The organism is Oligosphaera ethanolica, assembly GCF_030814695.1.
In the GTDB taxonomy this organism is placed as follows: domain Bacteria; phylum Verrucomicrobiota; class Lentisphaeria; order Oligosphaerales; family Oligosphaeraceae; genus Oligosphaera; species Oligosphaera ethanolica.
The window spans coordinates 2,152,188-2,176,779 of record NZ_JAUSVL010000001.1 but is presented as its reverse complement, the minus strand read 5'-3'; the positions used below and the strand labels follow the sequence as shown (position 1 = coordinate 2,176,779).

Sequence of the window (24,592 nt, the reverse complement as noted above, 5' to 3'; positions counted from 1 at the left end):
CTCGGGAAGAGAAAGCGCCCTGGTTATGCCTCGTGATGGCAACGCCGCAGTCCATTGCTACGACTCGGCACGACGCGGCCGCAAGTGCCTGGCCGCAAGTTGCGTCGTCGTCTCTCTTCTCGTTGGCGTATTGAGGATCGCCGCGAACGATACGGTGCCGTCACCCGGGCCGCGTATGCTGGTCGAGCCGGCGATCATATCTCTGGGCGAACTGGATACATCGGCTGGCCAGCTCATCTTTCCTGCCCGTTTCGCCTTGATTAACGGCGGCGACGCCCCTTTGCATATCAGCACGCCTCGTGCCGGCTGCGGCTGCACGAAGCTGCAGTTGGCAAAGCATGACCTCGCGCCGGGGGAGAGCACCGAACTGAAAGCGATGGTTGATGTCACTGGTCGATATGGTCCGCAGCGCTTTTCCATTTTCGTCCCCAATAATGCATCCAAGACTCCCAGCCGTCTCGTCATCGAAGCGACCGTGCCGGATACCCGCACGGCCTGGGAACTGATGCCCCCGCAACTGCCCGTTCGCGACGGCACCCCCGCCCGGCTGCAGATACGACTTTTTGACAAAGACCGTGATCTACGCATTACGGCGCTTGAGCTGCCCAACGGCTGCGAACTGCTCACGTCCCTGCCCATGATCATTGTTGCCGGCGGTCTGGGCCGGCTTGACATCCGTTGCCGGCAGGACTTGAGTGCTCCCGGTGGCCGGTTGCCCTTTGCGGTTCTCAGTGATCACGCGGAAAAGGTCCGTGACACCGGCTGGCTACTCGTTGCCAATGAGCAAACATCGCCACCGGACTTGCCGGCGAAAACGGCTGGTACCGCCACCCGCGCCACGGTGGTGCCGATCGAGGCTTCGACACTGAAGGACTTGATCAGCTCCATGCAGGTCGTCAATGATCTTTTCCTGCTTGATATCCGTCAACCTGATGATTTTATGCGCGGCCACATCCCACGCAGCCTGTGCTATCCCTCGACCCGATGGCAACTGGCGCAGCCGCCATGGCCGGCGTCGGCGCTTCTGGTCGTTATCGCCGACCATGACGACATGGCCGCCAAGGCTGCCGAGCAACTGGCGGCGAGCAAATGTCGGCATGTGCTGGTCCTCCGCGGTGGCATCGCAGCTTGGACGGCTGCGGCCGGAGTCAACACGCTTGAGACCAAGTTGGTGACAGAACCATGATGAATAACCGCATCTCAATTTGGACCTTTGTGTTGCTGACAATGGCCTTGCCGCTGTTCGGCGCGCTGCGCATTAACGAAGTCATGTTCGATCCAGGCGCAGGCGAGGACCCCGATGCCGAATTCATCGAACTGTACAATGAAGGTCCTGGTGACGTGGACCTTCTCAACTGGAGCCTGGACGTCAACGGGCTGCCACTCAAGACCTTCGATGTCAGTCTGATCCTCCCTGCCGGGCAGTACCTGGCAGTGTTCATGGGCAGCCCAGCGGCGCCCCCACCGTCGTCTTATCTGTTGGGTCTGGCGTCAGAAGTTCTTGGCGACAATGGTGGCGAGATACTGCTACGCGACGACACGTCCACGCCGCATGACTATATCGCTTATGGCACCGTAGTGGCAACCCCCCCAGCCCCACTCGTCTTTCCTTTGCCTATCAGCCTTGCCTATTGGCAATCTGGAGACAGCATTGCTTTTATTCAGCCTGACGGGACGACCAATGACGATCCCAGCCAGTGGCTCAATCGCCGCGGTGCCAATGTGACGCCGGCGGCAACGAATAATCGTCAGCCCGCTCCCGTTGTCAGCTATGGCAGCATCACCGTTCCGGCCGCCTTTCCCAGTGTCAATTCCTGTGAAGAAATTGAAGTGCCGGTAACCGTAAGCTACAGCCACGAGGCACCGGTTTTCAATGCCGTCGTGACCTCCACCCTACCAGCGGGCTTTCTTTTTGTGTCCGCTAGCGCCGGCGGAGTCTTTGATGACGCTACTCGCAGCGTGAGCTGGTCCTTGGACACCCTTGATGCCGATGCGGCAGTGAGCGTGCGTGTACGCCCAAATTGCTCCGTCACGACGGGACAGTTCACCAGCGCGGCATTGGCACTGTCATTCTGCCGCTATCCCAGCCAAGTCCCCCCAGTGATGGTGAATTCCGCCAACGTCATCGCCAGCTTCGACGTCAACGTGCCCGAGTTGAACGTGGCAATGAGTCAGTACAATACCGGTGCCAAAGTTATTATTGCCAACGTTGGTTCCGTGGTGGAATTCCAAATTGAAGTCACCAATACGGGCACCGGTACCTTGCCTGGCGATGGCGCCTTCATGACCCTGACCTTGGCAGCAAATCTCTCGCTCATTGGTTTCCGCCAAAACGGCCCGCTTGGTCCGCCCGTGGAAGATTTGGCCCTGGATGTCGTCAACGGCATTTTCACCGGCAGCACCGGTGCCATCGCCCCGGCCCAGACTCGCATGTTCTATGTCAAGGCGCTAAGCGTCGGCTGCGCCACCGTCTTTAATTGCGCCAAAATTGAGCTGAACTGGACCTGCGCGGACAACCCGCCTGGCACGCAGAGCTGCAGTGTCGATGTCGATAGTGGCGCATCGGTTTTCTGCCCACCGACGCTGACCTTTGAAGTTCCCGTCGGTGCGCCGGCAGTCTACATGGGGTGCCAGGATGTCGTGCGCAACATTGTCGTCAGTAATCCCAACGGCGTGCCTCTTGAAATTACCAGTCTCGACGTCAATCTCCCCTCGGGCTACTATTGGGTTTCGACCAGTATCGGCGCTACAGCCGTGGGAACATACGACCAGGCCGGAAAAAGCCTTAGTTTCACGGCGGCGGAAATCAGTGGCGGGACAGGCACAATCGGTGCTTATGGCATGATTAGCATAGAGCTGGTCATGCGTCCGAGCTGCACGGCCACCACGGATCGGAAAAGTACGGGTGTCTTCGTCTACGAAATAGAATGCCCTCTGAGTGGCCCGCTGCTAGCCTCGGTGAGCGCAGAGGGCAATGGCATCACGTTGCGGCAACCTGCCCTGGCGGTCGCCGTACAGGACCCGGCAAATCCCAGCAAAACTACCGTTCTGGCTGAACGGGGTGAAATAGTGACCTTCAAAGTGGTCGTGGTTAACAACGGCCTTGGCGACCTCGACACCGACGGCAAGGCGCCGGGTGAGGAAGGCGGCTGGCTGGAACTGCTCAGCGTCGGCTCTGGCTTGAGCATGCAGAGCGTCAGAGATATCACCCTGGGCGAACCCGGCGTGGAAGTGACGCCCGCCGGCGCGCCGGCGCGTTGGCCAACCGGCGTCATGGGCGCCGGCAGCGATCGGACCTACCTGGTGGACTTCCTCGTCCAAGACTGCGTCGATGTCAGCTACGACATCGGTACCTACTGGACATGCGCTGGGGCGGACCCGCTTGACAACTGCCAGCAGGATGGCGAAAGCAAAGGCTCGGTTAGCATTGTCTTGCGCAATCCCTCTCTGAGCATTGCACCGACCCCATTTGTGGTCAACTACTGCACCGGCGCGACCGTGAGTGTTCCGGTCAGCAATGCGGACGATGACGGTATTGGCGCCGCCAGAAATGTCAGCGTAGCCTTGATGGGACTCAACTTGGCACACTATGATATCGCGATGGACCCCGGATCGCCTTTTGCCGTCTCCATTGCCGGCAACGTGGCGACTTTTTCGCTCGTCGATGGCGATGATGCCGACAACGATGGCGGCAAGGACGACATCGGCCGCGGCCATACTTGCAACATTGATTTCACGGTGAATATCAAGGACGGCGTCTGCAGCGCGGCCACTGACGGCACCCTTGTTTACCAGCCGTACTACGAGGATTCCTGCGGCATCCCCTATACTGCCGGCACCCAACTATCTAGTTACAGCCGCACGGATCGGGTCGGGGTCGCCTTCACCAAGGCCGGGCCGACCATTGCCCGGGTGGGCGATAACGGCCTGGTCTGGACCGTATCGTTCAGCTATACCGGCCAGCCGGGTGCGTCCTTCGAATACACCCTGACCGACAATTATCCCGATGCCAGCAATGACCTCTTCGGTTCGTTCACCATAGTGTCCTTTGCCGATGGTGGCGGGTCATTGACCCCCGGCGTTGATTATACTGACGATGGCGATAGGATCACCCGCAGTGTCACTACGGTCTTTGACGGCGACGGCAACTTCAGCGAGACCTTCACCATCGTCTTTGACGCCCCGGATACGGTCTGTGCCGGCGGGCGAACCTATACCAACAGCGCCAACGTGGTAATCAACACGCCGGCGGCTCCCGTCGACTGCAACGACTGCACCCTGCCGACAACCCTCTCGTCCGCATCATCAATCACCCTTAACAACCGCGTCGAAGACGATATTGATCAGCATAATCGCCGAGTAACTTACAACAACATCAATATCCATGGCCTGGACAATTCCGCCTATCAGGGGGCCGGCGAGACCTGCAGCACCATGGTTTTTGACCAGATCCTGCGCTTCACCCCAGCTAGTCCCGGCGCCTGGGCAGTCGATGTCGACCCCGGTCCTGATGTCAGCATGCGGTCGGTCCGTTTCCGCGATGCCCTCAACGAGCGCCTGCGGGCCCCCAACGGCGTCAAGAAAGACCTGAACGTGCAGATATACTATTTTGCGGCGCCTTGGGAACCGGCAGTGCCGGCGGGAACCGACTACGGCCCAAACGGCACCGGTCTCGTTGACTGGAACGCTGTCAGCTATGTGGCGCCCACAGGAGCCGCCGACGGCTTGCTGGAGATTGACCTGGGCGGCCTCGATGCCATTCCCGGCGGCGCCCCGTCCGTGCCGGCCGATGGCGGCATATTATGGATTCGCTATACGTTGCAGGCCCAGTCAGAGTCTGTCGGCACCTTTACTGATTTCGCTTTGGTTACCGTGCCCCTTCCCGGTGGCGACCCCTGCAGCCTAGGGCAGCCGGAAACGGAATACTACCACTTGGCATTTGTGTCCATCGCGAATTCCGTTCCGACGGTCAGCATCAGCAACGTCAGCAGTCCGAACCCCCTCCATATCGACCGCTGCGAGACGCTCACGCTGCGTTTCAACCTGGGAGCGGAGGACAGCCGCCCCTTTGATGTCTATGACGCCCGGCTCGTCGTCGACCTCGGTGGTAACTATCGCTACCTGCCCGGGACGACGTCCTTTGGCGCCGCTCTCCTTGACGAGGGCGGTTTATCCATCACCAGCTTCGAGCCGATCGAAGCTGGCAATACCCTGACGTGGAATTTCGGCGACATCAGGGGGCTGTCGGGAGCCGGCAACCGTTACGTTGACATTACCGTCCAGAAAAGTTGCGACCAGGCTTCGACGTGGGTCGGCGCCACGATATCTGGCAACAACCAGTGCAATCAGATTGATGACGCCAATGGTCCCGGCGCAGCCAATAGCCAGGACGCGGCTATTGCTGCCATAGTCGACTTTGATGACGGTGACAGCACGTCCTACGAGCCGTTGCTCTACTCAGGCCGCCTGGAAACGCGTTTTGCCAGTCAGCGCGTCTTTTACAACGACGCATATCCCACCGCGCTGCTCCATATCGTCAATTCGGGCAATGGTACTCTCTACAATGCGCGGATCCCCGTGGAGCTGGGATCGTTACATAATGGCACCGGTTCACTGACCTTCCTGGAGGCACATGTCACCGCCGTCAGTGGCTCCACCTCGGCTACCGTCGATACCGTCAATCCCATCATCCCAGTGGCCTTCGGACCTGAATACGCACATGGTTACCGACAGATAACCTTCGCTGTCGACTGGATGGCGCCCAGCAGCATTGTCACCATCCGCCTGCGCTTGCGCATGGTCCTTTGCGCCGACCTCAGCCTGAAAATAGTCCAGGCGCATTGGGGGTGCCCCTCTGGCCCCGCAGACGCCTGCCCGGAAAATCTCGACGCCCCCGAACTTAATTCCTCTATGGAGATTCGCTCCGGCACTGCCCGGTTGCTCGTCATCGAGCACCAGTCGTCTCCCAGCATCGTCGATCTCTGTGGCTCGAAAATGCGCATTGCCATCGATGTGCTCAATGCCGGTAGCGTCGACGTCTATGAACCAATCATTCGCGAACGCTTCCCGGAAGGCCTGCAAATCATTCCGGACAGCGTCCACTACAGCATCAATGGTGGCGCCCTGACGCCCTTCCCCGAAATCAGCGCTGCCGGCTTGCGCTATTCTGAGATGAACTCGACTGTCACTGGCATTGGGACATATCAGACCATCTTCTGGAATTTCACCGACCCCGACAACGATGGCGACGAGGCCGACAGCCTGTTGCCGAGCCCGGCTTTTGACGACCCCTTTGCGACAGACCCGCTGTTCAACCGCCATGTGGTCATGAAGCCCACGACGCGCTTGCGGATAGAGTTCGACGCGGAACTCGACGGCTGCGCCAATGCCCTCGCCTATCAAAATAGCAGCCGTCGCGCCGAGGCGACTCTGCTTTTTGACCTGCCATGCCATCATGATGATCGCGTTGGTATAAACGGTGAGCCCATCGTCGGCCCGGGACGTCTGCCGCTGGACGACACTACCCGCGAAAGCACCTTCCTGGACCCCGGCGAGGCCAATGTCTCGGTCCGTGTCAGTGGACAAAACATTACTCAAGGCGCGCCCGTGGACTTCGGTCAAGTCAATGCTGAACTGAACGACGCCGTCGAATGGACTGTCCAGCTGGACGCACTCGGTCCCGGCGTCGTGCCGGATCCCATTCTGGAGCTATTTGTCCCCGCGATTCTTTCGGTGGACTTCGCAACAGCGCCGCCCGTAATCAGTTCTCCGGCTAACATTGTTTTTGTGGACAGTAATCCGGCCGGCGTCCCCCAGGCCAATCCGGCGGGCATGACCTATACGTTTGTTTTTCGCAACACCGATCCGGCCATGATCGCCGCCAATCGCGAATACTACTTTTCCGCCACGGAAAAAGTCACCATTGCCGTGCCTACCCAGCTCAACACTTGCATTGATGAAAAACCGACCTTTGAGGCGCTGTTGCGCTGGGGCTGCTGCTTGGGCACGCCCGGACTGGAAGCCGCTAGCGGCCAGGACCAGGCGTCGCTGCCCATCAAGAGCAAGGCTGATCCGCCAAGTATTAGCGTTGTCGAAGGTGACGGCGCCCTGATCGCCGAGTTCGACAGTTGTCTTGGGGCATACACGATCATTCTCACCAGTCCCACAACCAATCGTGAGTTATCCCTGCGGCAGCTTGATGTCACCATGACCTTGCCAAATGGCTGGACATACGCGCCTCTGGTTGGCGATGGCACGGACTTCATCTATGCCGGAACCGGCGCCCGCCAGGCCGCGGACCAACTTCTTCCAGCCGAAGAAGAACCCGTCATTGTCGGTGACGTCCTGCGCTGGACCAGCGTTTCCCGCGGCGGCAATATCCCTGACGACCGCGCCAAGCTCTTCCCCCAGGAACAACTACGCATTGTCGTCTATCTTCGCGCCGATGGCAGCGGTGTCAATTGTGACCTCGACGGTGAGAACAACCCGTCAGTCCCCAGCTTCACCCAGTCAGTCACGTTCGCCAATTACGAAGACTCCTGCGGCGGCAGTCTCGATTCACCCAAGGGTGCCAGCGTGGCAATCAATCCGGAAAACCCCAGTCTGAATATCCTGCTTGTTCCAAGTACGCGCTTCATCGGCAGCGGTAGCACCGATGTCCAGTGGGAACTGCGCATCCAGAATACTGGCGACAAGGCCGCCGCCGACATCGTCCTCGAGCTGGACTTCGGCCTCGGCTACAGCAGCGTCAGTCACACGGGTGGCGCGCCGGCACCGGCGCAGGTCGGCAATGCCTTCAACTGGCCCATCGGCAGTATTCTTTCACTGCCACCGGCGGAAACGCTGGTCTGGACATTCACGGCTAGCATCGACACCGTGACCCGCGGCGACCTAGCGGCCCAAGCTGCCGTTCGCGGCTACTGCCGGGAAAGGGACGCGTCTCTGGGCTGCACCTACGCCTTCGCTGAGACGGAACAGTTTGTCTCGGGTGCATCCATTGTCAAAACCCTCGACGGTACGCGCCTGCAGATGCCGGCCGTCAGCACCACTCCCGGACCCAATGACCCCGCAGCTACTGCCGCCAACGCAAGCGTCGGCACCATTCTCCGCAATGTCATCCGCGTTCAGATCTACGAAGGCGGCGAAACGGACATTATCGTCCGTGATGTGCTGCCCAGCGGCCTGGTCTTCCTTGAAGCCAATCTGGTGGATAGCGCCGGCGATTGGCTAGCCAATCTCGTGCCAACTTCAAGCAGCAACAACATCATCACTTTCTCACACAGCAGCATTGGGCAGTTCGACAACATCGTCGGCGGTCGCATCGGCGCCGACGCCTTTTTCCTCGAGATCTGGTCGAGGGTTGATGATGACACGGCTGTGGTTACCGATGGGGTGGTGTTGACGAATACCGCACAGCTCACCGTTATCCGCGGCAACCAGGTTTTTGATCACACGACCCCCGACTTGGCACTGTTTTCTGCCAATGAGGTCACCATTCTTGAACCCTTCATTCGCAATGACGCGTCTTTGACCAAGATATCCGATCCGCCGAGTCTGCCAGCGAATCATGTCGGTGCACCCCTGGATATCGAACCGCGACCGGGCGGCGATAATCCGGTCGCCTACACCTTCACAGCGATAAATACTGGCAGCAGTCCAGCCTATGAACTGGAGTTCACCGATCTGTTTCCCTGGCAGTTCGAGGACCCCACCGCGCTGGCGTCGCCCTATGGGGTGATAGTGTCGATCACTCCCGAGGCTGGCCCGCCGGCGCGCAACTTGATCAAGGACACGGATTATGCCCTTTCCTGGGTGGCAGGCGTCAGCCCCAATCCAGGAACGCTCACGGTCAATCTGCTGCCGACGGCCGACGCCACTCTCGGCGTCAATGAAACGATCACCATCGCCTACCACGGCAAGGTCGAAACCTTCGCCCCCGGCACTTTTGTGGATAACAGCGGCGACGTCACCGGCTATTCCAGTCTGCCCGCTGCTGGAGCAACCTTGATTACCGCACGGGGTACCAGCCTCGCGGAAAATGACGATGAGCGGACCAGCTACGGTGGTATCTATCGCAACCTGCCCGTCAAACGCACCTATCACAAATTCACGAATGAGCTGATCGCTTCCGGTGCTATCATTGCCGAAATCACCCCCATGGCCGACGGCAATCCTCCCGCTTTGCGCGACGACGGCAGCACCCGCGCGACGATCGGCGAACAGATTGAATACTGGCTGCGGCTGAGTCTGCCACAGCTCATTACCCTCCACGACCTGGCATTCGTCCTTGATGTCCCCGATGGCCTTACCGTCCGCAGTGCCCAGTGGGAAATCGTGTTAGTTGACGGAGACTTCAGCGGCGCCGAGAAAAATCTCAGCCATGTCGAACTTGGCACGGGCGTCACTCAGGTCCGTGGCCAGGCCGGCGTCGGCGTCGACGACTTCCCGCAGCCCCTCAGCAATAACAGTGGCAGTGACCAGGAAATGCTGGTTAAGGTTCTTTTCACCGTCGACCGAAGTTATACGGGGGGCGTTCCCGTCATCGCTAACAATCTCTTCTCGCTGCCAGCGTCCTTCTCGTGGAGTACCGGCAGCGACAATACCGATCCCATTCCGGCCTTCACTGTGCTCGAACCAGATTTGACCACCTTGACCAAGACTCGTAGCGCGCATCTCCAGGCTGACAATGCCACCCCGGCGGTGTCTCCGGGAACTGGCACCTATCGCAACTACAACCTGATCGGGCCGGACAACCCCGCCAGCGCGACCGACCCCGTCGCGAATATTTACCAGGTCCGGCCCGGCGACATCGTCGAGTACACGGTGACTTTCCGCAACGACGGCAGCGCCACCGCGTGGGATATTCAGCTGCGCGATACGATTCCCCTAGGCATGACCTTGCGCCCCGGCAGCGTTAGCATTCAGACCAATCCGCCCGACGCCGACGTCAGTATCAGCGAGCCGGCGCCGGCGCCGGTGGTCATCTTTAACATCAACCGCGTCCTGCCGGGCCACGATGTGACGGTCACCTACCGTTGTGACGTCGATACCGGGGTGGCTGCCGGCCGCTACCTGCAGAACCAGGCCGAAATCATACAGTACAGCAGCCTGCCCGCGGCGCCCTTTGTTCCGCCGGTGATGCCCGTCGTGGCCTGGCCGGAAGCTGATCGCAGTGTCACCTCCGGCGGAACCGACCAGTATACCGCCCTTGGTCCGGTGTTCGAAAAGGTCGGGACCGAATACCCGACCAGTTCAAAAACCGTCGCCGCCGAAATTACGGCGCCGGCTGGCAAACTCAAGGATGGCACGAGCCGCGCGACCATCGGCGAACTCATGACCTACGAGCTGCGCGTGGATATACCGGATACGACCGTACTTTATGATTTTACGTTCGGCGACGTGCTGCCGGACGGTTTGACCGTGCGCAATGCGACTTACAGCATCAACGGCGGTCCCGCCGTTGCGCTGGATGCCGCCGCAATTCCAAGTGGAACGACCACGGTCTCCGCGACAAGCAATCCATTCGGCGATGTCGCCGGCCAGCCGGGCGTGACGGACGAAATCGTCATCGTCATCACCGCGACGGTCGACCAGAGCTTTGTCTCCGCTACCGGCGCGACCGATAATGGCCCCTTTGGCATCGGGGGCGCCAACGGCGTTGTCGATGCCGGCGACGTTATAGCCAATAACGCCTCCTTCACCTGGAATCAGGTTAATGACACGGCCACGACCTTGAGTCAGGACGTCGAATCCACACCGGTGACCTTCACTATTCTTGAACCGAGACTGGTAAACCTCACCAAAGCCAAGGCCGCAGTCTCGCCGGCCGCATTTGCCGGTCCCGGCGACGGCTATCGCAATTACAATGCCGTCGGTCCCAGTCCCAACAACAGCGGTCCGGTCAATGATGTCGACCTGGCCGTCCCTGGTCATATCGTGCGCTACACTCTCACTCTCAGCAACACCGGCAACACCATCGCTTACGACGTGGATGTGACCGATACCATTCCCTCTGGCATGAGCTATGTGCCCGGCAGCGCCAGCGTTGCTGCGGGCCCGCAACCCAGCGTCATCGCTTTCCGTAACGTTCCGCTTGCCCCTGTGCCGCCCAGCCAAACCATCACCTTCGAGCTCAACCAGCTTGAGGCGGGCAACACCGCCACCATCGAATACCAGTTGCAGGTCGATGTCCCTGCGGCGGCCGGCCGTTTTCTGCTCAATCAGGCTAATCTGACCGACTACCGCTCGCTGCCGGCGGCGACGGCGGCGTTTCCGGACGCCGCGCGCGACACCGCCGAGCCGTCGCCGCGTTATGCTACTCTTGGTCCGGCCTTGGCCTACCTCGGCACGGCCTTCCCCACGGCAAGCAAAACCGTGGCTAGTGAAATCTCTTTGCCCGCAGGCAAACTGGCCGACGGCAGCGCCCGCGGTACCATCGGCGAAGTCATGACCTATGAACTGCTGGTGGATATTCCCGACGATCATATTCTCTACGACCTGCTGGTTGAGGACGTCATTCCGGCCAACCTGACGGTACGAAGCCAAAATCTCGTTCCGGCAGATATTACCTTCGCCGTGATCAACAACAACGGCACGGTGACGACCTACGGCCCGGCGGCCCCGCAACTGGGCATCGTCGGCAACACGGTCGGGCTTTATCTGGAATCCGATGTCCGTGCTCAAAATGGCGTAGTCAATGAAATCCGGGTGGTCATCGCCGTCACCATTGACGACGTCGCGGCCAATGTCGCCGGCACGGTCTTTGCCAACAACGTGACCACGACCTGGAACCAGGTTGACGAAAATCCCGGCACGCCAGGTGCGCGCGGAACCGTCAACAGCGTTGTCACCCCTGCTCCGGCCGACGAGCCCGACTCCGTGGACTTCATGGTCATTGAGCCGGCCTTGGCCAGCGGCATCCTCACGAAGACCCGCAGCGGCCATTATCTGGCCGACGGCGTCAGCGCGGCCGTGTCGCCCGGCACCGCGAGCTACCGCAACTACAATCCCACAGGGCCTGTTTCGCATTTGGGCGCGCAGGACCCCGTGCCCAACGTGTATCAAGTCCGCCCGACGGAAATACTTGAATTCACCGCGACCTTCACCAACTCTGGCGACGCCCGCGCTTACGATATCACCCTGATTGACTCCGTCCCCGCCGGCTTCACCCTTCTTGCCGCCGGGGTCAACGCGCCCACCCTCTCGGGCGGCAGCACCGTCGGGATTGCCTTCATCAATGGCACGCCCAGTCAGCCCGGTGGCTCCGGCACACCGATTTCATTCGTGATCAACTGGCTCGACCCCGGCCAGACCTGTACTATGACCTTCCGGACTCAGATCCAACCCGGCATCGGCGCCGGCGCGTATCTCCAGAATCAACTCGCAATCGTCGACTTCGGTACTACGCCTGACGCCACGGCCGTGTTCCCCGCCCTTGAACGCGACACGGCCTCGCTGGTGCCCTACACCGCCCCCAACCCCAAGTACGAAAAGGTCGGCAGCGAATATCCCGTGACGTCGAAGACCATTCAGACCGAACTGACGGCGCCGGCCGGCAAACTCAGGGACGGCAGCAGCCGCGCGACCATCGGCGAACTCGTGACCTACGAAATCCTGCTGGATATCAAAGACGACCTGCAACTGTTCGATCTGTCATTGAACGATCTGCTGCCGGATGGCCTGACAGCCGTCTCAGCCACCTATAGCATCAATGGCGCCGCGCCGGTGGCCCTGACCATTGCCGCTCAGGGCAATGGCACGACACAGATCATTGACACCGCCACGCCTCTCGGAGACGTGGCCGCAGTCGCGGCACTTGACAACGAGGTTGTTTTCACTATCACGGCCACCGTGGACCAGAGCTTTATCTCCGCCATCGGCGCAAGCGACAATGGCCCATTCGGCGTCGGCGGCGCCAATGGTATCGTCGACGCCGGCGATATCATCGGCAACAACGCTGCCTTCACATGGAACCAACTCAACGACGAAGCTAGCGCTTCCACCCAGAACGCCGAAGCGGCGGTGGTGTTACTGACCATCGTGGAACCAACTCTGAACAGCAGTTTCAGCAAAGACCTCATTCGCGTGCTTGATTCGGACGGTAACACGAATGTCACCACGACCCGCGGCCATACCGGCACCATCAGTGCCGAACTGGTGCCTGCGGCGGCCGGCGGCAAGGCGTCCTATTTCCGCTACCCGCTCGGCGGTGGCAATCCCACACGGGTTGACGACGTCCAGGTCGTACTGCCGGAAGATTACGTCGAATTCCGTATCACCGTGACCAACTCCGGCAACGCCCGCGCGTTTGATGTGAAAATTCGCGATGTTCTGCCACCCGTCGCCGCTGTCGACTACGTCTCGGGAACCGGCAGCTTCGCTGTTGGCGCCGGACCGTATGACACCGGTAGCGCGGGCAGTCTGCTCAATGTCGCTAGTAGCGTCGTCAATGTCGCCGGCGTCGATTGCACCCAGCTGGACTTCACCATCGACATGATAAATCCCGGCGACAGCGTGGTCATTCTCTACCGCTTGCGGGTCCTCCAGGGGATCGGCGCCGGCCATTATATCGGCCAAAATGTGGCCGACCTGCTGGATTATGGCACGCTTCCCGACGGATCCTTCGCTGTCCAGGTCGGCAACCTCCCGTCAGGTAACACCGTGTATGACAACAGCCGCGAACGCGACACCGCGTCCACACCGGCCTATGCCACTCAGGGCCCGGATGGTGACGACATCGGCGTGCAGTACCCCGAATTCATCACCAGGGTCTATCGTCGCTATGACATTGAAGGCGTCCTGACCGACACGCTCCTGCTGGATGCGACCAATATTCGCATTGGCGAGGTGCTCATCTACGAACTGGAAGCTGTCCTGCCACGCTATACCACCTTGTTCGACGGGGGAGCAGCAGGCAACGCCTTGGCATTCCGACACCGACTCAACCGCGGCTACCATCTGCTTGCCGGCACGGAAAAATTGGCCGGCGGCGACATTGATCTGACGGCCTTGCTCAAGGTCGGATCGCCCCCGATGCCCTATCCTATCCTCGAGACCCAGCAGATTCCCACCTGGTATTTTACCGACATCGCCAATACCGCCGCCACGGCACAACGCGCGCAGCTCCGCTTCCAAGCCGAAGTCCGCAGCAGCGAATACACAGGTGCTGCTTACTTCACGGATCAGACCTTGAGCTACAGCCTCGCCGGCCGATCATACCTCTTCTGGAATACCATCGATGCTCCCGAGAAAAACACCCTCCTGGCAGAAGCCGTCCTCAACACCGGCGATCATCCCTTCCTGCAGCGCGATGGCGTGGCCACCGCCGTGGTGCAGCCAAACCTTCAGCTCTTCAAAAATTCCAATCCCGCACCTGACAGCTTCATCGGCGTCAGCACCGGCATTGGCGATACGATCAGTTATACGTTGACGCTGCGCAACTGGGACAACGCCGGCGCCGGCCCTTATCGCGGTCGGGGCACCGCCTATAACGTGCTGGTGACTGATATCTTACCCAAGGATATTGCTCCCTCGCCACCAGCCGAACCGCTGCTGACCGCCGCCGTGCATTCCATCAATTCTGGTACCGGCGCCACCGGCGCCGTTCTACGACCACTAGTCCTTGGCAGCGATTATACCTACGACTATTCTTTCGACTCAGTCACCATGCAGGGTACTATCACAGTCAGGACCATCCGTGATGTACTCAATAACGACTACGCCTCGCGTATTGCCGCCAACAATGCCCTGGTCATTGGCTATCAAGTCAGCGTCAACCCCGACATCGGCGCCCAGGGCAGCGGCGCCGGCCAGCGCGTCAACCAAGCCCTGCTGGATGACTATTACAGCTTCCCTGAAGGCATTAACGACCCCAACAACAAGCTCTACGGCCCCGACGGGCCGCAGCGGACGTCGCTGCTCACCGAAACGCCCGCCATCACCAAAAGCTCCGCCAATGCCGGCGACAGCGTCGTGGCCGGCGCAGTCGTGGAATATGCCATCGTGGCACCGACGCCGGTAATTCGCGCCAATCTTTACGACATCGAGATTCGCGATAGCATTCCCAACGGTCTGACCTTTGGCGGTGACGGCAGCATCGCCGGCGTCGGCCCTGGCCCCGTCAGCCTCGACCTCGGAGACGCCCCCGGGCAGGTGCCGGGCAGTGAGGTCGTCGTCAGCGGTGGCAGCGGCGCAGTCACCATCAGCATCAGCGGTCGTGAACTGGTCGTAACCGTTGAACGGGTCGATGCCGAGGGCGGTGCCGATCAAGTCACCGTAAGCATGCGAACCTTGATCAAAGACAGCTTCGATAATGGCGCCCCCATCGCACGTCTCCACGAATTCACCAACGCCGCATCACTACTCTGGTACGATGACGACAGCAGTTTCCTCGAACGCTCACGATATGCAACCATTTCTGGTACGGTGTCTCATTTCTATGACGCCCGCGGCATCCTCTTTGAACCCAGTCATACCGGCACTGCCCAGCCTGGTACGATCCGCAGCTACCGGCATATACTGCGCAATTTTGAGGAAAATGACATCAACGTGCCTCTTGTTTTTAGTTCAACCCAGAGCAGTTGGGTCTGGCAGCTCTTCATTGGCGATGGCGACGGCAACATGGTCGATGGGCCTTACGCCACTGGCCACGTCGTCAATGTCCCCGCTAATGGGCTCGTCGAAGTCATCATGCGGGCTTTCGTTCCCAGCGAGATCACCAGCCTGACTACCGACGTGCTGACTATAACCGCAACTGGCGCCGTCGATAATGTCATTGCCGTCACCGACGTCACAGTCACCCAGGCCGAACGCGTAGCCGTCTTCAAAGAAGTCAGTACCACCGGCGATTACGCCACAAGACTCAACGTCCAGCCCAGCCAGGGTAATGCCGTCAACCAACGCATTCGCTTCGTCAATACCGGCCCCGATGACATCAAGGAAGTGTACATCTTTGACTTCATTCCCGAACATACCGCCTACATCGCCAACTCTGCCGTCAATACGGCCGAATTCGGCCTGCAATACAGCAAGGATGGCGGCGTCACCTGGCTCGCTGGCGAGCCCGCAGACAACGGCGAGAGCGTCGTCAACGGCACCGTGCCGGCAGTAACCAACCTGCGTTGGTACTACAACGGCGGCGCCGCGCTCACACCCGGAAATGAACATGTCATCACCTTCCAGCTAAGGATCAAGTAGTCATGCCTAGCGTTGAAGATGTTAACAGCCAGATTCTGCTGCGGCCAAGGCGCCGGCGTCATGTCGCGCTGGCCATCATGCTGCTGCTGGCCCTGCTGGGCGGCGTTCTCAATGCCGCCCTGACCCCTGCCGGTACCATTATCCGCAACCACGCCGTCATTCAGTTCCAACGCATGGATGATAGTGGCCGCCTCTATGACGCACCCTCCAATGAGGTTCTGATTGAAGTCCTACCCGTCTACAACATCGAAATACTGCCCGACGGGGATGCCCCGCCCGGTACACCCGGCCAAATTCTGCGTGCCGTGTCGACCACGCCCAACACCCGCGTCGTTATCAACTACAGCCTGAAATTTACCGGCAATGCCGCTGATAACGCCCGTATTGCCCCGGTCTTCATCCATGGCTCAAGCAACTATCTGCCCAAACTGGCCGATGGCGACACGGGTATGCTTGTGATCAAAGATGGCAATGCTGACGGCGTGGTCGACAACGACGATATCCAGGTCGGCAGTTGGCGCGACGCCAATGGCAACGGCCAGGTTGAAGCCGGGGAACTGCAAATCGGTGACCTGGGCTGCCAATACCAACCCGGTGATATCGTTAATCTCCTCCTGGTTTTTAGGGTCCCCGCGGGGGCCGCGCCCGGCGCCAGCAGTTACATGGGTATCGAGGGTGCCTCCGTGGGCGACCCCACTGCCACCGACCCGATATCCCCTTTGGTGAGCCAAAATATCTCCCAGGTGCTGATTGTCGACGATGCTGTCATGACCGTTACTAAAGCCGCCAACGTTACCGAGGCCATTCCCGGCGGCGTCATAACCTACACGGTCACCGGCAACAGTGTCGGCAGCGCTCCCGCACTGCGTCGCGTTTTGACTGTTGACGGAACCCTCAATTCACATCAGGGCGTGGTTCTCTTCGATATCATCCCGACCGTCAGCGGTAGTGGTTTGCCCTTGCCAATAAGCAATGCCGCCATTGCTTCGCAACCTCCAGGAGTCAACGGCACCATCATCTATTCCAGTCAGAACAACACCGCTCTGGACGTGAGCGACCCCTCCTGGAATTGGCATAGCGCCTACGTCAATGGCGATACGGTCATCGCTTACGTCAGCAGCGACGGCAGCGGCGGCAATCACGATCTGCCGGTCGGCGCCGCCATCAGTTTCACTTTTGATGGCACCGTACCCGCCGGAACGACTGACCAGGCTTTGATCAATGTCGCTTACGCAAGTTATGACACCAACGCACTCGGAATACAGACTGTCAAGGCCATCAACGACGTTGTTGTGTTTGTCCGCGGTCAGACCGGCGTAATCATTCGCGATACTGATTTCGAATTGTCTCCGCCGCCATTGACGCCGGCTGATGACGGGGGAAGCCTCAGTAATGACTCACAGGCCGTTGCTCTTGCCCAAGCCGGCACGTTTGTCTATTTCACCAACCGTGTCCTCAACACGGGCTCTGGCACGGATAGCTTCAATATCACACTGCGCACGACCGGTGGAGCGCCGCTGACCAGTAATCCAAACGGTTGGACCTTCTCATTCTTTAAAAGCGATGGCGTTACGCCCCTGCGCGACACCGGCAGCGACGGCGTCATCGACACCGGCCCTTTGCCGCCATCCGGAACGGATTTGGCAAACCCGCTGCACTACGCCGATATTGTCATCCGGGTTGAAATCCCTGAAAACGCCATTGCATCAGGTAATGACCCTGAGCTCCTGCTTGTTCTGCAAGCCAGCTCGGTGCTCAACCCGACCCAGTCCGATACGACTGAGAATATCGTTGTAGCCGTGTCTGCGCCGACGATGGCCCTGAGTAATCACCTGCCGCCAGGCAGCCTGACTCCCGATCCCACGCCGTTCCAGTTTAGCGGCGCCCCCGGAGATGTCCTTGACTACCCGTTGATCGTGCAGAATCTCGCGCCGCTGAACGGTGAAGCCGACACTTATACACTGTCAACAACCGCCGCGCCGGCGGGCTGGAAAGTGAGCTACTTCCGGGACTTGAATCAAAATGGCCAGCTTGATGCCAATGAATTGCTGCCAGTGTTGAGGACGGCCACTGTCCCACCGGGTGGCCGTGATTATCTTATTGCCCGAGTCATGATCCCCGCTGACGCAATTGCCGACGCCAATGCGGACACCGTTCAGGATGTGCACACGCTCATCTTCCGCGCGACTTCGACTAATCTTTCCAGCGTTTTCGCGGAACAGGACAACCGCGCGATGGTGATGTGGCAGGATCGCTTTGAACTGCGGCCCAATCGCCAGGGGACGATTGAGGCAGGCAGCGTTACGGTCTATGAACATGCCGTGACCAATTTTGGCGAAAGAGGCAATCGCTTCTATCTGACCCTTACCCCCGGAACGCCTGCGTGGAATCACCAGATTCAGACTTCAGACGGCAGTGCCAACCTGCCAAGAGCTATCGACCCCAGCGACGGGACGGAAAAATACTATCTTGATCTGGCCAAAGCCGGTGCTCCCGGCAGTACCGGCAATTTCCGTCTGCGAATCTATGCTCCCGGCAGTATCCCGCAAGGCACGGTCGACGTCACTGCCATCGGTGTCAGCGCCAATGACCCCGCCGCACCAGCCATGCGGTTAGCCGCAACGCCCATGCATATCGTAACCGACGTCACCTTCGTTGTCGCTGGAGACCTCGCACTGACGAAAAATTCTGACCCGGCTCCAGGCGCTTCCGTTCTGCCTGGTCAGCAGATTATCTATACGACGACCTTCTTCAACAAGAGCGCTACAGGGCTCGCGCAGCTGACTATCCAGGACCAAATACCCTCCCATACTGCCTACGTCCTGCAAAGCGCCAACGTAACCATGCCCTTGCCGGCCGGCTTGACCGGTGTATCCTTCGAAGTCTCCCGCAATGGCGGCATATCTTGGTCCGCCGATAATGTTGGCGCCGGCAATGACCCCAGCGTCACCAATGTCCGCGCCGTTTTTATCGGTTCACTGGCCGGCGGCGCTGAAGGTGATTTTATTTTCAGCGTCGTCGTTCGCTGAAAAGATGCGTCCCCGCAAGCATCAATTTTGGCATACTGAACACGAGCATTCATCAGTCACTGGCCTATTCATATCGGGCAGCGACATTCATAGTTTTGGCCCCTCGCAAGGATAACGTCCCGGAGGGCGCGGTGAAGAGACCCTCCCGGGTAATCGGTCACCCATTGATACTAGCCTTTCCCGCAGTATGCTGAGCCAAGCGCGCCCGTCTCCCGCAGCGTCACGTGCCCGCCTCCCGCAGCGTCACGCGCCCGTCTCCCGTAGCGTCACGCGCCCGTCTCCCGCAGCGTCACGCGCCCGTATTGCGGCCGTGCTGCGGGTTTTCAGCCCGCAGCGTCGCAGGAGGCCAGCGTGCGGAGCCTAGCGCGCCCGTCTCCCGTAGCGTCACGCGCCCGTATTGCGGCCGTGCTGCGAGTTTTCAGCCCGCAGCGTCGCAGGAGGCCAGCATGCGGAGCCTAGCGCGCCACCGGTATACCTTGGCCGCGAAGCGGCAGCAGCGCTGAAAGCGCGTAACATACCAGCCCAGGGCAAGCACGCTGAAAGCGTGCGCCGCCCTGGGTACAACGGCGACTATATTCGTGTTCCTCGGCCTCTTTGGCCCCAGTCGGCGAAGCTGACTGGGGCCAAAGAGGCAATGGAACGATGTGTCTTCCCTTTCCTGTACCTAGGCACCCTGCACGGTGTTTTTTTAGGTGGCCCCTGCAGGGTTCATTTCTGGTCGGGCCCTTACCCAGGGCGACGCGCCCTGCGGGCCCTTGCCCTGGGCTATCTTAGGCCGCGCTTTCAGCGCTTCTGCCGCTTCGCGGCGGAAATGCACGACGAGAAAAGGCTGCTTGGTTGAAACAACAAGTGCCATGGATACCGTTAAATGAAGAGCAGCGGTTTCATAGGAGTCATTGATACTGTGTGGTCCCCAGCTCGTGCGAAGTCAGTTTCGCGCGCGACCATATAGGTGGGGGAACCCCCATTTGGGTGGGTGGGCTGATTTCAAGAACCGCAGGAAAAATAGCCATAATATTGCCCCGTGACAAGCATGTAAATCACCGAATAAAAGAATTTTGTGGATCAGGATGACTTCAGCTGCCTTGTCCGTGTCATTTGGGTGTTTTTCGTTGTGAGTTCCGACGAACCGATCTCGACGCTTTGATGCTCGTTTCTTCTCAGCTGTGAGCGACAATCCGCCGTAGTCATGCCCCACTCGGGCGTAGGTGGGAGGCGCTGGCGATAACGGCTGGTATTAATGACTGACCGCTTGCCCCCGGGGCGGTTTTTCAGCCACGAACGCGGAGCAGGAACGCCTCGGCGCGCTATGTTATGTCCCGCAAGGAAGCCGGCCGCCGCGCCCCGCAAGGACAGCTTGCCTGCCTGGTGAAAATTGCTCTCCAGCGAAGCTTCATTAGCTACTGGACTGTTCAGATGTTTATCGACGAATTTTTGCACGGCGCCTGATAGCGTCCCTTCAGTATGTCTACGGGGAGCACCATGATCTTCATCGACACTTATATCAGCGGCGTCGTCATCGTTGAACCGACGCTGCATTGCGACGGACGCGGGTATTTTTTCGAAAGCTATAACCAGCGCGATTTTGCCGCGCATGGCATTGCTACCGATTTTGTTCAGGACAACCAATCGCAGTCGGTGTACGGCACCATTCGCGGTCTGCATTTTCAGCGCGGCGAGCATGCTCAGGCCAAGTACATCCGGGTTCTGAGCGGCCGTATTCGCGATGTCGTGGTGGACTTGCGCCCGGGCTCGCCCAGCTATGGCCGGCATCTGACCGTGGACCTCTCGGCGGAAAACCTCCGTGGACTGTATATCCCGCCCGGCTTCGCACATGGTTTCGCCGTCCTCAGCGAGAGCGCGGTCATCAGCTACAAATGCGATCACTTTTACTGTCGCGCCGCCGAGGGCGGCATCCGCTATGACGACCCCGATCTCGACATCGACTGGGGCGTGCCCAGCGCGGCCGCAGTGTTGTCGGACAAAGACCGCGCGCTGCCCAGTTTCAAGGAGTACCAGCCATGCTGCTAGTCGTCGGTGCCAATGGCCAGCTGGGCACGGAGCTGCGGACACAGCTGCAGGACCGCGCCGAGTACGTCGATGTGGACGATGTCGATATCAGTTGCGAAGACGCCGTCGCTGCCCTGTTTGCTCGCCGCGATTATGAGGCCGTCATCAACTGCGCGGCTTATACGGCGGTGGACCGCGCCGAAGACGACCCCGTCCGCGCTGATGCCGTGAACCACCTCGGGCCGCTTTTCCTTGCCCGCCACGGCCGCCGCATCGTGCATATCTCCACCGACTACGTCTTCAATGGCGAATCGCCCCGGCCCTATGTGGAGACGGATGCAGCGCGCCCACTGTCGGTCTACGGCCGCAGCAAACTAGCCGGCGAGAATGCCTGCTTGGCCGCAGCGGCTAGCGCCGTGGTCATCCGTTCGTCATGGCTCTACTCGCCCCACGGGCAGAATTTCTATAAGACCATGCGCCGCCTGGCGGCCGGTGGTGGGCCTTTGCGCGTGGTGTTTGACCAGGTCGGCACGCCGACCTACGCGGGGCATCTAGCCTCGGCGATCATCGCTGTTCTGCCGCAGCTGCGCGATGGTCGGCGTGAAATCTACCACTACAGCGACGAAGGTGTCTGCTCTTGGTACGATTTTGCGGTGGCTATCATGGCGCAGTGCTCTCTGCGCTGCCGCATCGAGCCCATCCGCAGCTGCGACTACCCGACTCGCGCGCAACGGCCGTCATTCAGCGTGCTGGACAAGGCGAAGTTTAAAAAGGCCTTCGCCGTGGCTATCCCGCATTGGCAGGAAGGCCTCCAAGAGTGCAGCCGGCAAACGCCGTGACGGCTGGCAATAGGTTTGCTGGCGACGATTCCCCGCTGCCCGGATTTCAGGCCAGCCCAAGCTCTTGGAGTTGTCGCCGCGAATCATCCAGCACCTGCTGATGCAGGCTGTTGCCGTGGGCATCCATAGTGACGATTACCGGGAAACGCCGCACGCGCATGACCCATACGGCCTCCGGTGCGCCGAACTCATCCAGGTAATACACATCGGGAATTTCCTCGACACAGTCAGCCAGCACCTGTGCGGCGCCGCCGACGGCGTGGAGATAGACGCAGCCGTACTCACGGCAGGCCTGGGCCGTCGCCGGCCCCATGCCGCCCTTGCCGATGATTCCGCGCAGGTGAAAGCGGGCAATGAGCGCGGCCATGTAGGGCTCTTCACGGCTTGAGGTCGTCGGCCCCGCTGCCGTAACCTGCCAGCGGCCGGAGGCATCGCGGATAACCACTGGCCCGCAGTGGTAGATCACCGCATTACCGAGGTCCAGGCCCGCCGCCGGCTCGGTGCCGCCGGCCAGGCGCTTGTGCGCCGCGTCACGGGCGGTGTGGATCACGCCAGTCAGCAACAGCGGCTCGCCGAGTTCAAGGCCACGGACCGTCGTGTCGGCAAAAGGCAGAATTATCTCGCGGGGAAGTGCCATCGGCTTAGTCCATGTGAATGATTTCTTCACCGGGACGACAGTAGCCAAATTTTTCCCGGGCGACGCGTTCGATGGCGCGCGGATCGCCGCGCTGGAGGTCGTCCATCTCCTGCCGCATCAAGACGAAGCGTTCGTCCTGATCCTTCTGCTTCTCCTGCAGGTCGGCGATTTCCTGGCGCAGGCGCCGCACTTCGGCTAGGGGCGGCGCCAGGACGACTACGGCTACAGCGGCGAGTGCAAGCAGAACGACGACCAGCATGAAATCACGAAATGTCATTGATGGTGCTATCCTCGCTGTGGGAGTCGTGAATGGCGTGGTGAAGAGGTTGTGCTGGCAGCGTGCCCGGGCACGACTCTTACCATATTGTCAATGCTGGCAACTGCAACCGCGTGGCCGCGTCAATTCAGCGTGATGTCGACGGCCAGTGTCACGTAGTGACGGCCTTGCAGTGAAAGGACAATCAGTCGCAGGTTTTGGCCGCTGCGAGTCTTGCTGAGGACTTCTGCCAGGGCGTTTTCATCCGGCGTCAGCCGGTCTTCGACCTGTATGATCACGTCGCCACGCTTCAAGACTTGTCGCCAGGTCGGCTGTTGGCGGGCAAAAGCGCCCTCGGGGTATATTTCGCTGATGGTCAGGCCGGCCAAATCCGGCTTGAAGCCCATCGCCTCGTTCAGAGTCCTAGTCAGTTTTTGCACCTGCAGGCCCAGGCGGGTTTGGATCAGCTTGGGAGCCCGCATGGTGCCGACGGTGGTCGTGACCTCACGGCCAGCCGCGAGCGTCATGCGCACGTTGTCCCCGGTCCGCAGCGCCCACACCGCACGCCCGAAATCAGCCAGGCGGCGGATGGGCTGGTCATTGACGGCGACGACTTCGTCGCCCTTCTGCAAGCCGGCGCGGTGCGTGTCGCTGCAGGACATCACCTCGGGCAGGATGATGCCCTTGTTGCCCATCACAAAAGGCTGGTCCAAGACCATGCCGAGGCAAGCCGACGAAAAACGCTCCGGGAGCAGCCAGTGGCTGAGGAATTGCTCAATGCGCTTCATCGGTATGACGAAGCCGATGCCTTGGGCGTCGTGACGAATGGCCAGATTCAAGCCGATCAGCTCGCCATTGAGATTAATCAGTGGGCCACCGCTGTTGCCGGGGTTGATGGCGGCGTCCGTCTGCAAAATGTCGTCATAGGTGGTTTCGCCATCTTCGAGTTTGCGGTTGATGGCGCTGATGACCCCCTGCGAGACGCTGTGTTCCAGGCCGAAGGGATTGCCCACGCTGAGCACGGTTTCGCCCAGCAGCACGTCGTCCGGCAGGGCAAAAGCCGCCGTGGCCAAGGGCTTGTCCTTGAAATCGCCGACGAGGCGCAGCAGGCACAGGTCGTTGGAGGCGTCGAAACCCACGAGTTCGGCCTGATGAGTGGTGCCGTCCCACAGCCGGATCTCAATGCGTTGCGCCCGCTGGATGACGTGGTAGTTGGTCACTACCAGCCCACGCGGGTCGACTATCACACCACTACCCAAGGGGAAGTACTCAATGACCTCTTTCGAGCGTGGGGAATACCATTTGAAAAAATCGTTATAAAAGACATCATAGCCATCATCGACACGTATGACCTGTTCAGTGCCAATGTTGACCACCCACGGCAGGGCTTTGCGAACAGCCAGGACCGCCGGCGTCAAGCGATTGCCCAGGCGCGTTTCTTCAGCCGGGCAGTGCCAGGCCGCGCCAAAGAAGAGTATTGCGATGAGACATCGAAGTGTGCTGCGCATAAGCAGGTTCCCGTTATTCTGTGAGCGTGCGGTGACGGGGTGGCGGCAAGCGGCCGCCAGTAAGGTAGAACTCGCCTGGCCACTATGTACGACATGCAACTGGTAAACATATTGGCGGC

The 24,592-nt window shown here is 60.0% G+C and carries 8 protein-coding genes; 5 read left to right on the top strand and 3 right to left on the bottom strand.

All coding sequences use genetic code 11. The annotated features are described in order from the left end of the window. The first annotated feature begins 25 nt into the window (after positions 1-25). The 5 genes from J3R75_RS07340 (at position 26) to rfbD (ending at position 22,072) form a co-directional block, all read left to right on the top strand. Positions 26-1,186 carry a DUF1573 domain-containing protein gene (locus J3R75_RS07340; protein ID WP_307260833.1) on the top strand — a complete coding sequence of 387 codons (1,161 nt, stop codon included), beginning with the start codon at positions 26-28 and terminating at the stop codon, positions 1,184-1,186. Continuing rightward, the gene (locus J3R75_RS07335; RefSeq protein ID WP_307260832.1) at positions 1,183-16,194 is read left to right on the top strand and encodes an isopeptide-forming domain-containing fimbrial protein; all 15,012 of its coding nucleotides are present in this window, start codon (positions 1,183-1,185) and stop codon (positions 16,192-16,194) included. The genes J3R75_RS07340 and J3R75_RS07335 overlap by 4 nt, the downstream gene beginning before the upstream one ends. Before the next feature lie 2 nt (positions 16,195-16,196). Continuing rightward, entirely contained in the window at positions 16,197-19,223 is a 3,027-nt protein-coding gene (locus J3R75_RS07330) for a hypothetical protein (RefSeq protein ID WP_307260831.1), read from the top strand. Positions 19,224-20,705: 1,482 nt separating this feature from the next. Beyond that, positions 20,706-21,254 (top strand): dTDP-4-dehydrorhamnose 3,5-epimerase, encoded by a 549-nt coding sequence (gene rfbC, locus J3R75_RS07325; protein ID WP_307260830.1) that lies wholly within the window; start codon positions 20,706-20,708, stop codon positions 21,252-21,254. Further along, entirely contained in the window at positions 21,245-22,072 is an 828-nt protein-coding gene (gene rfbD, locus J3R75_RS07320; RefSeq protein ID WP_307260829.1) for a dTDP-4-dehydrorhamnose reductase, read from the top strand. Before rfbC ends, rfbD begins: the two co-directional genes overlap by 10 nt. A gap of 46 nt (positions 22,073-22,118) precedes the next feature. Here the strand turns inward: rfbD and J3R75_RS07315 are convergent, their stop codons facing one another. The 3 genes from J3R75_RS07315 to J3R75_RS07305 form a co-directional block, all read right to left on the bottom strand. After that, a complete protein-coding gene (locus tag J3R75_RS07315; RefSeq protein ID WP_307260828.1) occupies positions 22,119-22,709 on the bottom strand; it encodes a FumA C-terminus/TtdB family hydratase beta subunit in 591 nt (196 codons plus the stop codon). A 4-nt stretch (positions 22,710-22,713) separates the two neighbouring features. Then, positions 22,714-22,986, bottom strand: a complete 273-nt coding sequence (locus tag J3R75_RS07310; RefSeq protein WP_307260827.1) for an FtsB family cell division protein — start codon at positions 22,984-22,986, stop codon at positions 22,714-22,716. A 122-nt stretch (positions 22,987-23,108) separates the two neighbouring features. Continuing rightward, positions 23,109-24,473 carry a trypsin-like peptidase domain-containing protein gene (locus tag J3R75_RS07305; RefSeq protein ID WP_307260826.1) on the bottom strand — a complete coding sequence of 455 codons (1,365 nt, stop codon included), beginning with the start codon at positions 24,471-24,473 and terminating at the stop codon, positions 23,109-23,111. Positions 24,474-24,592: the final 119 nt, after the last annotated feature.

Bases quoted from the DNA above. Each gene is read 5' to 3' on its own strand.
- J3R75_RS07340 (WP_307260833.1), top strand. From the start codon at position 26: ATGCCTCGTGATGGCAACGCCGCAGTCCATTGCTACGACTCGGCACGA.
- J3R75_RS07335 (WP_307260832.1), top strand. From the start codon at position 1,183: ATGATGAATAACCGCATCTCAATTTGGACCTTTGTGTTGCTGACAATG.
- J3R75_RS07330 (WP_307260831.1), top strand. From the start codon at position 16,197: ATGCCTAGCGTTGAAGATGTTAACAGCCAGATTCTGCTGCGGCCAAGG.
- rfbC (WP_307260830.1), top strand. From the start codon at position 20,706: ATGATCTTCATCGACACTTATATCAGCGGCGTCGTCATCGTTGAACCG.
- rfbD (WP_307260829.1), top strand. From the start codon at position 21,245: ATGCTGCTAGTCGTCGGTGCCAATGGCCAGCTGGGCACGGAGCTGCGG.
- J3R75_RS07315 (WP_307260828.1), bottom strand. From the start codon at position 22,709: ATGGCACTTCCCCGCGAGATAATTCTGCCTTTTGCCGACACGACGGTC.
- J3R75_RS07310 (WP_307260827.1), bottom strand. From the start codon at position 22,986: ATGACATTTCGTGATTTCATGCTGGTCGTCGTTCTGCTTGCACTCGCC.
- J3R75_RS07305 (WP_307260826.1), bottom strand. From the start codon at position 24,473: ATGCGCAGCACACTTCGATGTCTCATCGCAATACTCTTCTTTGGCGCG.